The sequence below is a fragment of the Streptomyces sp. NPDC005423 genome, from assembly GCF_040606415.1.
Lineage (GTDB): Bacteria > Actinomycetota > Actinomycetes > Streptomycetales > Streptomycetaceae > Streptomyces.
This window is the reverse complement of sequence record NZ_JBEXET010000001.1, coordinates 517,879-530,595: the sequence shown is the minus strand read 5'-3', so window position 1 is coordinate 530,595 and position 12,717 is coordinate 517,879. Positions and strand designations below refer to the sequence as shown.

Annotated in this window: 12 protein-coding genes; 7 read left to right on the top strand and 5 right to left on the bottom strand. The window is 68.7% G+C overall.

The window, feature by feature from the left end:
- Positions 1–4: 4 nt before the first annotated feature.
- Positions 5–916, top strand: a complete 912-nt coding sequence (locus ABZT12_RS02385; protein ID WP_356375917.1) for a rhomboid family intramembrane serine protease — start codon at positions 5–7, stop codon at positions 914–916.
- A 246-nt stretch (positions 917–1,162) separates the two neighbouring features.
- On the opposite strand, the gene crgA is transcribed toward ABZT12_RS02385, so the two are convergent.
- Positions 1,163–1,417 carry a cell division protein CrgA gene (crgA, locus tag ABZT12_RS02380; protein ID WP_356375914.1) on the bottom strand — a complete coding sequence of 85 codons (255 nt, stop codon included), beginning with the start codon at positions 1,415–1,417 and terminating at the stop codon, positions 1,163–1,165.
- 142 nt (positions 1,418–1,559) lie between these two features.
- On the opposite strand from crgA, the gene ABZT12_RS02375 reads away from it, so the two are divergent.
- The 6 genes from ABZT12_RS02375 to ABZT12_RS02350 are packed head-to-tail and all read left to right on the top strand — an operon-like array spanning position 1,560 to position 5,776.
- The gene (locus ABZT12_RS02375; RefSeq protein ID WP_356375911.1) at positions 1,560–2,339 is read left to right on the top strand and encodes a DUF881 domain-containing protein; all 780 of its coding nucleotides are present in this window, start codon (positions 1,560–1,562) and stop codon (positions 2,337–2,339) included.
- Between the two features lie 21 nt (positions 2,340–2,360).
- Positions 2,361–3,053: a class E sortase gene (locus tag ABZT12_RS02370; RefSeq protein WP_356375909.1), complete on the top strand. Its 693-nt coding sequence runs from the start codon at positions 2,361–2,363 to the stop codon at positions 3,051–3,053.
- Positions 3,054–3,069: 16 nt separating this feature from the next.
- Positions 3,070–3,267 carry a hypothetical protein gene (locus tag ABZT12_RS02365; protein WP_356375906.1) on the top strand — a complete coding sequence of 66 codons (198 nt, stop codon included), beginning with the start codon at positions 3,070–3,072 and terminating at the stop codon, positions 3,265–3,267.
- Positions 3,264–3,902 (top strand): aminodeoxychorismate/anthranilate synthase component II, encoded by a 639-nt coding sequence (locus tag ABZT12_RS02360; RefSeq protein ID WP_356375903.1) that lies wholly within the window; start codon positions 3,264–3,266, stop codon positions 3,900–3,902. Before ABZT12_RS02365 ends, ABZT12_RS02360 begins: the two co-directional genes overlap by 4 nt.
- Complete coding sequence (locus ABZT12_RS02355; RefSeq protein WP_356375900.1) at positions 3,899–4,990, top strand: class E sortase; 1,092 nt, start codon at positions 3,899–3,901, stop codon at positions 4,988–4,990. Before ABZT12_RS02360 ends, ABZT12_RS02355 begins: the two co-directional genes overlap by 4 nt.
- A gap of 6 nt (positions 4,991–4,996) precedes the next feature.
- On the top strand, positions 4,997–5,776 hold the full coding sequence (locus tag ABZT12_RS02350) for a class E sortase (RefSeq protein ID WP_356375897.1): 780 nt from the start codon (positions 4,997–4,999) through the stop codon (positions 5,774–5,776).
- A gap of 161 nt (positions 5,777–5,937) precedes the next feature.
- Here the strand turns inward: ABZT12_RS02350 and pknB are convergent, their stop codons facing one another.
- From pknB to ABZT12_RS02330, 4 genes are all read right to left on the bottom strand, one after another.
- Entirely contained in the window at positions 5,938–7,956 is a 2,019-nt protein-coding gene (gene pknB, locus ABZT12_RS02345; RefSeq protein WP_356375894.1) for a Stk1 family PASTA domain-containing Ser/Thr kinase, read from the bottom strand.
- Positions 7,957–8,128: 172 nt separating this feature from the next.
- Complete coding sequence (locus tag ABZT12_RS02340) at positions 8,129–9,610, bottom strand: penicillin-binding protein 2 (RefSeq protein ID WP_356375891.1); 1,482 nt, start codon at positions 9,608–9,610, stop codon at positions 8,129–8,131.
- Entirely contained in the window at positions 9,607–11,043 is a 1,437-nt protein-coding gene (locus tag ABZT12_RS02335; protein WP_356375888.1) for an FtsW/RodA/SpoVE family cell cycle protein, read from the bottom strand. The genes ABZT12_RS02340 and ABZT12_RS02335 overlap by 4 nt, the downstream gene beginning before the upstream one ends.
- Before the next feature lie 27 nt (positions 11,044–11,070).
- Complete coding sequence (locus ABZT12_RS02330) at positions 11,071–12,609, bottom strand: Stp1/IreP family PP2C-type Ser/Thr phosphatase (RefSeq protein ID WP_356375885.1); 1,539 nt, start codon at positions 12,607–12,609, stop codon at positions 11,071–11,073.
- Positions 12,610–12,717: the final 108 nt, after the last annotated feature.

The following is a 12,717-nucleotide window of genomic DNA, read 5'->3' as shown; positions in this document are numbered from 1 at the left end:
CCCCATGGACCAGGCGTCAGGCAGCCCGCAGGGGCCGGAGGAGCAGCGCCCCGCGCAGGCGCCGAGCCTGCCCGGCTGCTACCGCCACCCGGACCGCGGGACGGGCATCACCTGCACCCGCTGCGAGCGCCCGATCTGCCCCGAGTGCATGATCAGCGCCTCGGTCGGCTTCCAGTGCCCCGAATGCGTCCGTAAGGGCTCCGGCACGGGTCATCCCCCGGCCGCGGCCCAGCCCCGTACCCTGGCCGGCGGTTCCCTCGCCGCCGACCCCCGGCTCCTGACCAAGATCCTGATCGGCGTCTGTGTCGCCGTCTACCTGGTCCAGCTGAAGGTGGGGGACGGTTTCACCGACCGCCTGGACCTCCTCGGCCAGGCGTACGTCCCGTCCTCCGGCTCGGTCGAGGGCATCGCCCAGGGGCAGCCCTACCGGCTGCTGACCGCGATGTTCCTGCACGCCGGCCCGATGCACATCATCGCCAACATGCTCAGCCTCTGGTGGATCGGCGGCCCCCTGGAGGCCGCCCTCGGCCGGGTCCGTTACCTCGCCCTGTACTTCGTCTCGGGCCTCGCGGGCAGCGCGCTCACCTACCTGATCGCGGCGCCGAACCAGCCCTCGCTGGGCGCGTCCGGCGCCATCTTCGGCCTCTTCGGCGCGACCGCCGTCCTGATGCGTCGGCTCAACTACGACATGCGGCCGATCATCGCGCTGCTGGTGATCAACCTGATCCTCACCTTCGGCTGGTCAGGCATCGCCTGGCAGGCCCATATCGGCGGGCTCGTCGCCGGTGTCGTGCTGGGCTACGCGATGGTCCACGCCCCGCGGGAGCGCCGGGCGCTGGTCCAGTGGGGCACCTGCGCGGTGCTCCTGGTCGCGGTCGTGGTCATGACGCTGATCAGGACGGGTCAGCTCAGCTGAGACCCCGCTGTTGTCCACAGCGAGTGCCGGATCTTGTGCATACCGTGCGGGAACAGCTGTGCCCCCTGCCGCTGACCGGTGTTCGCGCAGGTCAGGCAGGGGGCCTGCTGGTTCGTCGGAACCGGTGTGTCAGTCATACCGGCGTCAACCTCCGATGAGTTATCCACAGATCGTCGTTCTTTTTCCCCACTGTGTGGAAAGAAGGCCCAGACCTGTGGATAACTCAGTGGATAGCCCTGGGCAGAGCTACTTCCACTGGGTGGAGACGCCGAACCCGGCGGCGATGAAGCCGAAGCCCACGACAATGTTCCAGTTGTCCAGCTGGTCGATGGGCAGGGAACCGTCGGTGACGTAGAAGACGACGATCCAGGCCAGGCCGATGACGAACATGGCCAGCATCACCGGGGCGACCCAGGCGCGGCTGTTCAGCTTGATGGCGGTCGCCTGCTTCGCCGGCGGCGGCGTGTAGTCGGCCTTCTTGCGGATACGTGACTTCGGCACGAGGGTCTCTCCTGTCGATGCGCTGCGTGGCCGCGCAGGGAACTGGGGCGGGCTCCGGGGCAGCGTACAAGGGGACACTGAGTGCTCCCCCGGGCGTCCGTTAGCGTAGTGCTTCCGCGGCGCCGAAGGAGATAAGGGTACGTTGAGCAATTCCGCCGACTCCCCCGGGACGGGTGCCAGTCCCGCCCGAACCCGCCGATTCCGGCCCGTACGGATCCTCACGGCCGCCGTGTTCGCTCTGGCCGGGCTCATTTTCTTCACCAGCTTCGACACGGCCAAGGGCACCAACATCCGTACGGACTCGTCCTTGCTGAAGCTGTCCGACCTCATTCAGGAGCGCAGCCACAAGAATGGTCAGCTGGACGAGTCCAACGGCGTCCTGCGCGACGACGTGGAGTCCCTCGCCGAGCGGGACGACGGCAGCACGCGGGCCGAGGACAAGAAGCTCGCCGGGCTGGAGCTGAGCGCGGGCACGCAGAGACTCAAGGGGCAGGCCGTCTCGGTCACCCTCAACGACGCGCCGCCCAACGCCACCGCCAAGCTCCCCGGCTACCCCGAGCCGCAGCCCGACTACCTCGTCATCCACCAGCAGGACCTCCAGGCCGTGGTGAACGCCCTCTGGCAGGGCGGCGCCAAGGGCATCAAGGTCATGGACCAGCGGCTGATCGCGACCAGCGCGGTGCGCTGCGTCGGCAACACCCTGATCCTCCAGGGCCGCGTCTACTCACCGCCGTACAAGATCACGGCGGTCGGTGACCCGGAGAAGCTGAAGAACGCGCTCGCCGCGTCCAAGGCGATCCAGAACTACATGGTGTACGTCAACGTCTACGGGCTCGGCTGGAAAGTCGCCGAGGACGGGGCGGTGACTCTGCCCGGCTACTCGGGCACAGTGGATCTGCACTACGCGAAGCCCGTGGAGTAGGCGTCCGTACAGGAGCTGCCGGTGCGCGTGATCGTCAGGACCGTCAGTGAACTCTGCATCACCGTGGGCGGCCTGATCGTGCTGTTCGTGGCGTATGTGCTGTTCTGGACCGGTGTGCAGGCCGACCACTCCATGGACGACCAGATCGACCAGCTGCACAGCCAGTGGTCGCGGCAGACCGCCCGGCCGAAGGCGACGGCGGCGGCGAAGCCCACCGGCGCCCCCCGCGGGCCGGTGCCGTACCGGAACGGCAAGCCGTTCGCGATCATGTACATCCCGCGGCTTGGTTTCACGTGGAACAAGCCCGTCCTCCAGGACACCGCCGTCGCCACCCTGAAAAAGGGGCTGGGCCACTACACGGGTACCGCGAAGCTGGGACAGGTCGGCAACTTCGCGGTCGCCGGCCACCGGCGCACCTACGGCGATCCGTTCGAGGACTTTCCCCGGCTGCGGCGGGGGGACGCGGTCGTACTGACGGACGGGACGACCTGGTTCACGTATCGGATCGACAAAGGGCCCTACAAAACCGTTCCCACCGACATTGAGGTGATCGATCCTGTCCCACGTAAGTCGGGGTACACGGCTTCGGGCCGCTATCTCACGCTGACCACGTGCGATCCGGAGTGGGGCCACAGCCACCGGCTGATCGTCTGGGCCCATCTCGACTCCACACAGCCTGTGGAGGCCGGTAAACCAGCGGCCCTCCGCCGTTAGTCTGGTGCCGTACGGCGTGAGTCCGGTGCCGTGGCACGACGGAAGGGACGGCATGTACGGCTGGATCTGGCGGCATCTGCCGGGGAACGCGTGGATCAGGGCCCTGATCTCGCTCGTCCTGTTCCTGGCCGCGGTCTACGTCCTCTTCCAGTACGTCTTCCCCTGGGCCGAACCGCTGCTTCCCTTCAACGATGTGACGGTGGACAACCAGTGAGCACGCGGATTCTCGTCGTCGACAACTACGACAGCTTCGTCTTCAACCTGGTTCAGTACCTGTACCAGCTCGGCGCCGAGTGCGAGGTGCTGCGCAACGACGAGGTGTCGACGGCGCACGCGCAGGACGGCTTCGACGGCGTCCTGCTCTCGCCCGGCCCCGGCACCCCCGAGGAGGCCGGGGTCTGCGTCGAGATGGTGCGCCACTGCGCCTCGACCGGAGTGCCCGTCTTCGGCGTCTGCCTCGGCATGCAGTCGATGCAGGTGGCGTACGGCGGCGTCGTGGACCGGGCGCCCGAGCTGCTGCACGGCAAGACCTCGCTCGTCGAACATGCCGGCCAGGGCGTCTTCGCCGGCCTGCCGTCGCCCTTCACCGCGACCCGCTACCACTCGCTGGCGGCCGAGCCGGGAACGGTCCCGGCCGAGCTGGACGTCACCGCCCGGACGCACGACGGCATCATCATGGGGCTGCGCCACCGCGAACTGCCCGTCGAGGGCGTGCAGTTCCATCCGGAGTCGGTGCTCACCGAGCACGGACACCGGATGCTGGCCAACTGGCTGGTGGAGTGCGGCGACCAGGGTGCCGTGGCGAGGTCGGCGGGGCTCGCGCCGGTGGTGGGCAGGGCCACGGCGTGACCGCACTGCGCCCCGAGCGCGCGTCCGGTACCTCGTACGGGGAGCAGGCGTACGGGGCGTCGGGCGCGTTCGAGGAGCGGCACGGCGGTCCGGCCCCGGGCGGTCCCGGGGCACCGCCCGCACGTCCCCTCGACGACGAGACCGTGGCGCTGCGGCTCGCCGATCTCACACCCGGGCCGCGCCTGGGCGACGCCGGGTCCAGATCGGCTTCTGACGCCCCGTCCGCCTCGTCCGTCACCGGTGCCACCCCTGGCGGCCGCGCGGCCCGCAGGAAGGCGGCCAAGGGGCGGCACGGGCGTCATGGGGGCGTGGCGAAGGCTGCGGACTTCGAGGAGGCACCGGATTCCCTGACGGATGCGGGTGCCGGGGCCCCGATGTCACGGCTGGAGGCGCGGCGGCAGGCGCGGGCGAGCAAGCCGGGCGCGGCGGTGCTCGTCAGCCGGGCCGTCGGCGAGCTGTTCATCACGACGGGTGTCCTGATGCTGCTCTTCGTCAGTTACCAACTGTGGTGGACGAACGTCCGGGCGCACGCGCAGGCGGGCAGCGAGACGAACCAGTTGCAGAACGACTGGGCGACCGGCAAACGCAACCCGGGGGAGTTCGAGCCCGGCCAGGGCTTCGCCATCCTGCACATTCCGAAGCTGGACGTGGTGGCGCCGATCGCGGAGGGCGTCAGCAACAAGAAGGTGCTCGACAAGGGCATGGTGGGGCACTACGCGGAGGGCGCGCTGAAGACCGCGATGCCGGACGCGAAGACGGGCAACTTCGGGCTCGCCGCGCACCGCAACACGCATGGCGAGCCGTTCCGGTACATCAACCAGTTGAAGCCGGGCGACGAGGTCGTCGTCGAGACACAGGACACGTACTTCGTCTACAAGATGACGTCGATGCTGCCGGTGACGGCGCCGAGCAACACGAGCGTGCTCGATCCCGTCCCCAAGGGATCGGGTTTCACCGCGCCGGGCCGCTACATCACCCTCACCACGTGCACCCCGGAGTTCACCAGCAAGTACCGGCTGATCGTCTGGGGCAAGATGGTCGAGGAACGGCCGCGCAGCAAGGGCAAGCCGGATGCGCTCGTCGAATAGGGACAGATGAACGTGGCAGCGACCGCCGGCGACACCGACCACACCGAACACGAGGAGCGGACCGGGACGGACGAGGCCCCCACGCCCGCCGGGCGCCGCCGGCCGGGCCCGCTCTCCACGGCGGTCGGCGTCTTCGGTGAACTCCTCATCACGGCGGGCCTGGTCCTGGGGCTGTTCGTCGTCTACTCCCTGTGGTGGACGAACGTCGTCGCCGACCGCACGGCCGGCAGACAGGCCGACAAGGTGCGCGACGACTGGGCCCACGGCGGCGCCGGCGGCAGCGGGCCCGGCGCGCTGGACACCAGGGACGGCATCGGTTTCCTGCACGTCCCGGCGATGAAGAACGGCGAGGTCCTGGTCAAGAAGGGCACGTCCACGGCCGTCCTCAACGACGGCGTCGCCGGCTACTACACCGACCCCGTCAAGGCCGCCCTCCCCACCACCGGCAAGGACGGCAACTTCGCCCTCGCCGCCCACCGCGACGGCCACGGCGCCAAGTTCCACAACATCGACAAGATCAGGACCGGCGACCCGATCGTCTTCGAGACGAAGGACAAGTGGTACGTCTACAAGGTCTACGACATCCTTCCCGAGACCTCGAAGTTCGACGTGAAGGTCCTCACCCGGATCCCCGGGGAGTCCGGCCGGAAGAAGGCCGGCCACTACATCACCCTGACCACCTGCACGCCGGTGTACACCTCCCGGTACCGGTACGTGGTCTGGGGCGAGCTGGTCCGGGTGGACAAGGTCGACAGCAAGCGCACCCCGCCGAAGGAACTGGGCTAGGCCAGGGCCGGGCCACTGGGTCCGGCAGTGCCCGGGCGGCGTCAGCAGGCCGGGGCGGGGACGGCCACGGCCGCCTGATGCCGCAGCTGCCGCCCCACGACGAAGCCCCGGTACCCCCGCGAATGTCGGGATGCCGGGGCTCCGTCGTAGGCGCGGGGTGGCTACTCCTCCGTGCGGAAGGCGGTTCCGGTGAGGCCGCCGAAGAAGCCGCCGCCGTTGTCGTTGCCTCCGTTGTTGTTGTTCCCGACGCTCACCGTGGTGAGGGTGATCGTCGCGCTGCCGGGGTCGGCCGCCGTGTTGGCGCCGGGGTCCTGCTGGGCGACGGTCGCGTTGTCGCTCTGGTCGCTGCCGTTGGCGAACTGGATGTTGTTGAAGCCGGCCGCCTGAAGCGCCTTCTTGGCGTCCTTGACGTTCTGGCCGATGACGCTCGGCACCTGGACCTGGGTCGACTTGCCGATCTGGATGGTCACCGTGGAGTTCTTGTCGACCTTGGTGTTGGCCTGCGGTGAGGTGGCGACGACCTTGCCCACCAGATTGGCGTCGGTGGTGTCGACCTCGGTGCAGTTGCCGACGAGGTTGTTCTGCGTCATCTGCGTCTTGGCGTCGTCACAGCTCTTGCCGCTGACGTCCGGGACGGTGGACTTCTCCTCCGCCTTGGCGACCGTGAGGGTGATCGTGGTGCCCTTCTCCACCTCGGTGCCGAGCGCCGGGTCCTGCTGCAGGACGGTGCCCGGGTCCTCGCCGGAGACCTTCTGCTCGGTCTTCACGACGAACTTGTACTTGTCGCCTTCGAGCTGGGTCCTGGCGTCGTCGATGCTCTGGCCGAGCACGCTCGGTACGGCCACCTTGGGCGCCCCGGTCGACACCACCACGTTGATGGTGGAGTCCTTCTTGACCGACGTGGCGGCGGCCGGGTCCTGCGAACAGATCTTGCCCTTGGGTTCGTTGTCGCAGGGCTTGCTGGTGGGCGACAGCTTCACGCCGATGTTGTCCGCCCTGGTCTGGGCCTCGGCGAGGGTCAGGTCCTTGAAGTTGGGCGCGCTGACCGTGTCCTTGCTCGCGCCGCCGTTGCCGCCGAACGCCCACATGCCGATGAGGATCGCGCCGACGAGCACCAGTACCGCCGCCACCACCAGCAGGATCGTGGAGGTGTTGGACTTCTTCTGGTTCTTCTGGCGCCGCCGGTCGGGGCGGTCGTCGTAGCCGAAGCCGCCGTCGTCGGGGTTCATCGGGGGGAGCATCGAGGTGGCGCCGGCGTCCGAGCGCAGGGCCGTGGTCGCCTGGTCGTCGCCGTAGCCGCCGTAGCCGGCCGAACCCATCGACGCAGTGGCCGCGACCGGCTGGCCGTCGAGGCAGGCCTCGATGTCGAGGCGCATCTCGTCGGCCGACTGGTAGCGGTAGTCGGGGTCCTTGGTGAGCGCCTTCAGCACGATCGCGTCCATCTCGGGCGTGATCTCGGGGTCGAAGACGGAAGGCGGCTGCGCCTCCTCCCGCACGTGCTGGTAGGCCACCGCGACCGGGGAGTCGCCGACGAACGGCGGCCGTACGGTGAGGAGTTCGTAGAGGAGGCAGCCGGTGGAGTAGAGGTCGCTGCGGGCGTCCACCTGCTCGCCCTTCGCCTGCTCCGGCGAGAGGTACTGGGCGGTGCCGATCACCGCGGACGTCTGGGTCATCGTCATACCGGAGTCGCCCATGGCGCGGGCGATGCCGAAGTCCATCACCTTGACCTGGCCGTTGCGCGTCAGCATGACGTTGGCCGGCTTGATGTCGCGGTGGACGATCCCGCTGCGGTGGGAGTACTCCAGGGCCTGGAGGATGCCGATGGTCATCTCCATGGAGCGCTCCGGCAGCAGCTTGCGGCCGCTGTGGAGCAGTTCGCGCAGCGTGGAGCCGTCCACGTACTCCATGACGATGTACGGGATCGAGACCTGGTCGACGTAGTCCTCGCCCGTGTCGTAGACCGCCACGATCGCGGGATGGTTGAGCGAGGCGGCCGACTGGGCCTCCCGGCGGAACCGGGCCTGGAAGGAAGGGTCGCGCGCGAGGTCGACGCGCAGCGTCTTCACCGCCACGGTGCGGCCGAGGCGGGTGTCATGCGCGAGGTAGACCTCGGCCATGCCACCACGTCCGAGCACGTGGCCCAGCTCGTACCGGCCGCCTAGGCGACGCGGCTCTTCCATAGTTCCCTACCAGCCCTCTCCGTCGGTCCCGACCGGCACGGGTGTGCGGTCGGAGGCTGCCGTCCGGGCCTACCGTACCCGGCTGGCTCTGTGTGACCTGGCCAAGCCCGTCACCCGATACAGGACCGGTATCGCTACGTGCGGCGATACATGGGGGACGTGATCGGGGTCACTACTTGTTGTTGATGACCGCCTCCATCACGCTCTTCGCGATGGGGGCCGCGAGGCCGCCGCCGGAGATGTCGTCACGGTTGGCGTTGTCGTCCTCGATGACCACGGCCACGGCGACCGGAGAGCTGCCGTCGGAGGTCTTGGCGTAGGAGAGGAACCAGGCGTACGGGTTCTCGCTGTTGTCGACGCCGTGCTGGGCGGTGCCGGTCTTGCCGCCGACGGTGACGCCGTTGATCTTCGCGCTGGTGCCGGTGCCCTTCTGGACGACCGTCTCCATCATCGACTGCAGGATCTGCGCGTTGTTCGACGACAGCGGCTGGCTCAGCTCCTGCGGTTCGGTCTGCGCGATGGTGTCGAGGTTCGAGGACTGAAGCTTGTCGATCATGTACGGCTTCATCAGCTTGCCGTCGTTGGCGACCGCGGAGGCGACCATGGCCATCTGGAGCGGCGTCGCGGCGGTGTTGTACTGGCCGATCGAGGAGAGCGCGGTCTGTGACGCGTTCATGTTGTCGGAGAAGACCGAGGCGTTGGAGCGGATCGGGGTGAACTGCTCGGAGCCGAACCCGTACTTCTTCGCCTCGGCGAGCATCTTGTCGTTGCCGAGGTCGGCGCCGATCTTGCCGAAGACGCTGTTGCACGACACCCGCAGCGCCTCCCGCAGGGTGGCGTTCTTGCAGGGGAGGTTGCCCTCGTTCTTCAGCGGGGTCGTGGTGCCCGGCATGGTCCACGGCAGCGGGGAGTCGGTGGCCTCGTCGGCGGAGGAGTACAGCCCGTTCTGCAGCGCGGCCGAGGCGGTGACGATCTTGAAGGTGGAGCCTGGCGGGTAGGTCTCGCGCAGCGCCCGGTTGAGCATCGGGTCGTTCGGGTCGTACTTCTTCTGCAGCTTCTTCCAGGCGGCGGCGTCCGTGTTCGATGTCCCGGCGAAGACCGACGGGTCGTAGGACGGGTAGGAGGCGAGCGCCAGGATCTTGCCGGTGGAGGGGTCGAGGGCGACGACGGCGCCCTTGCCGCCCTGGGACTTCAGACCGTTGTACGCGGCCTTCTGGGCGGCCGCGTTGAGGGTGGTGACGATGTTGCCGCCGGACTTCGGCTTGCCGGTGATCATGTCGAGGGTGTTGCGGAAGAAGAGCCGGTCGTCGTTGCCGGTGAGGATGCCGTCCTCGAGGGACTCCAGCTGGTTGGCGCCGTAGGCCTGCGAGGCGTAGCCGGTGACCGGGGCCCACATGGCGCCGTTCTTGTACGTGCGCTTGTACTTGAGGTCGTTCAGCCCGGAGGTGCTGGTCTGGGCGGAGCCGGTGATGGGGTTGCCGTCCACGATGATGTCGCCGCGCGGGGTGGAGTAGCGGGCGATGGTGACGCGGCGGTTCTTCGGGTCGTCCTTGAGGCTGTCGGCCTTCAGGTACTGGAGCCAGTTGTCGCGGACGAGCAGCGTGAGGACCAGCAGGCCGCAGAAGATCGCGATCCGGCGCAGGGGCTTGTTCACGGGCGGACCACCTGGGTCATCTCGGCGTCGGGGTTGGGGGCGGGCGCGGGGGCCGGGCGGCGGGCGGTGTCGCTGATCCGGATCAGGATGCCGATCAGGGCCCAGTTGGCGATGACGGACGAACCGCCGTACGCCACGAAGGGCATCGTCATACCGGTCAGCGGGATCAGGCCCATGACGCCGCCGGCGACCACGAAGACCTGGAGCGCCATGGCGCCGGAGAGGCCCACGGCGAGGAGCTTGCCGAAGGGGTCGCGGGCGGCGAGGGCGGTGCGGACACCGCGTTCGACGATCAGGCCGTAGATGAGCAGGAGCGCCATGATGCCGGCCAGGCCGAGTTCCTCGCCGAAGGTGGCGAGGATGAAGTCGGAGTTGGCGGCGAAGCGGATGAGGTCGGAGTGGCCCTGGCCGAGACCGCTGCCGAGGGTGCCACCGGAACCGAACGCCCACAGGGCCTGCATCGACTGCTCGGAGTGGCCGGCCACGCCCTGCTGGCTGAGCGCGTACTCCTTCATCGGGTCGAGCCAGGCCTGTACACGCTGCTGGACGTGCGGTTCGAAGCTGGCGACGCCGACGGCGCCGGCCCCCGACATCAGCAGACCGAAGACGATCCAGCTGGTCCGCTCGGTGGCGACGTACAGCATGATCACGAACATGCCGAAGAAGAGCAGCGACGTTCCGAGGTCGGTCTCGAAGACCAGGATCAGGATCGAGATGAACCAGACGACCAGGATCGGTCCGAGGTCACGGCCGCGCGGCAGGTAAAGGCCCATGAAGCGGCGGCTGGCGAGCGCGAGCGCGTCCCGCTTCACCATCAGGTAGCCGGCGAAGAAGATCGCGAGGACGATCTTGGCGAACTCACCGGGCTGGATGGAGAAACCGGCGATCGAGATCCAGATCTTCGCGCCGTAGATGTTGGCGCCGAGGCCCGGCACGAGCGGCAGCAGCAGCAGGACGAGCGCGCCGACCATGGAGATGTACGTGTAGCGCTGCAGGACGCGGTGGTCCTTGAGGAAGACCAGCACCACGATGAACAGGGCGATACCCATCGCCGTGTACAGCAGCTGACGCGGCGCCGCGGTGCCCGCCTGGTGGATGGACTGGAGCAGCTTGGACTGGTCCAGCCGCCAGATGATGACGAGACCGAGCCCGTTCAGCAGGGTGGCCAGCGGCAGCAGCAGCGGGTCCGCGTACGGCGCGAACTTCCGTACGGCCAGGTGACCGACGGCGGCCAGCAGGCCGAGGCCGAAGCCGTAGCTCAGCAGACCGGCGGGGACCGAGCCGTTCAGGGCGAGGCCCACGTTGGCGTAGGCGAACACCGGGATGACGACCGCGAAGACCAGCAGCGCGAGCTCGGTGTTGCGCCGGCTCGGCGTGCCGATGGAACCGATCGTGGACGTGTGGTGCGTCGACGTGTTGGAAGTACTGCTCATCGTGTGACAGGGCCTCTCACGGCTTGCCTACTGCTTGCTGCACTGCGAGACGACCTTCTGCTCTTCGTCCGAGAGGCTGGGGCCGGGGCTGGGAGTGGCGGAGGGGGACGGGGAGGTGGACGAGGACGGGGACGGGGTGGAGCCCGACGCCGAGGGGTTCGGGGTCGGCGAGGCCTTGGACGTGAGGGAGGTGGTGGTGGTTCCCGTGGTGCCCGTGGTCTTCTTCTTGTCCGTCTTCGGGCTGTTGCTCACCTCGGCCTCCTTCTTGCAGGCGGAGGCCTGTACGGCGAGTTCGCCGATCTTCGTCTGGGCATCGGTGCGTCCGCCCTCGGCGATCGTCGCCTTGACCTGCTTCTGCTGGTACGCGGGCAGGTACTTGAGTTCGATCTCGGGGTGGTCCGTCTCGACCTTCGAGAGGGAGACCCAGGCGAGGTCCTGGCTGATGCCCCGGTAGAGCGCGATGTGCTCCCCGTTGGCGCCGACGTAGTACTGCGTCTGCGTCCACCGCCAGCCGCCGTAGAGGCTGCCGCCGATGACGGCGAGCGCGAGCACGCTGTAGAAGGATCTCTTCAGCCACTTGCGGCCGCCGCGCGGTTTCACGAAGTCGTCGTCGGTGTAGTCCCCGAAACTGCCCGCCGGGATGTAACCGGTGGTGTCGCCGGAGCCGGGCGGGCCGAACTCGCCGCCCCCGCCGCCCTGTCCGGGCACCTGGCGGCCGAGGCCGGAGGCGCGGCCGGCCGGGGTCTGCATGATGTTGTTGTCGTTCGCGTGGAGCTGGTTCTCGGCGACCGCGCCGACCACGACGGGCGTGTCGGACAGCTGCCCGGCGAGGGTGTCCCCGGTGTCGAGGTCGAGGACGTCGGCGATGATGACCGTGATGTTGTCGGGGCCGCCGCCGCGCAGCGCGAGCTGGATCAGCTCCTGCACGGTCTCCTCGGGGCCCTGGTAACTGGCCAGGGTGTCTTCCATCGTCTGGTGGGAGACGACTCCGGACAGCCCGTCGGAGCAGATCAAGTACCGGTCGCCGGCGCGGACTTCACGGATCGACAGATCGGGTTCGACGTGGTCGCCGCTGCCCAGCGCGCGCATCAGCAGGGCGCGCTGCGGGTGGGTGGTGGCCTCTTCCTCGGTGATCCGGCCCTCGTCGACGAGGCGCTGCACCCAGGTGTGGTCCTGGGTGATCTGGGTGAGGACGCCGTCGCGCAGCAGATAGGCGCGGGAGTCGCCGACGTGCACGAGGCCGAGGCGCTGGCCGGTCCAGAGCAGGGCGGTGAGCGTGGTGCCCATCCCCTCCAGCTGGGGGTCCTCCTCGACCATCATGCGCAACTGGTCGTTGGCCCGCTGCACGGCGGTGCCGAGCGAGGTGAGGATGTCGGAGCCGGGCACGTCGTCGTCGAGGGAGACGATGGTGGAGATCACCTCGGAGGAGGCGACCTCACCGGCGGCCTGGCCGCCCATGCCGTCGGCGATCGCGAGGAGCCGGGGACCGGCGTAGCCGGAGTCCTCGTTGCCCTCGCGGATCATGCCTTTGTGCGATCCGGCGGCGAAGCGCAGTGACAGACTCATGCGCACCTCGCCCGTCGGCTCCGGGTACATCCGCACGGTGCCCACCCTCCGGTCGGGAGCGCGCCGGGGCCCGTCAGGCGGTCCGCCGCTGCGTGCTCGCTCCGCTCG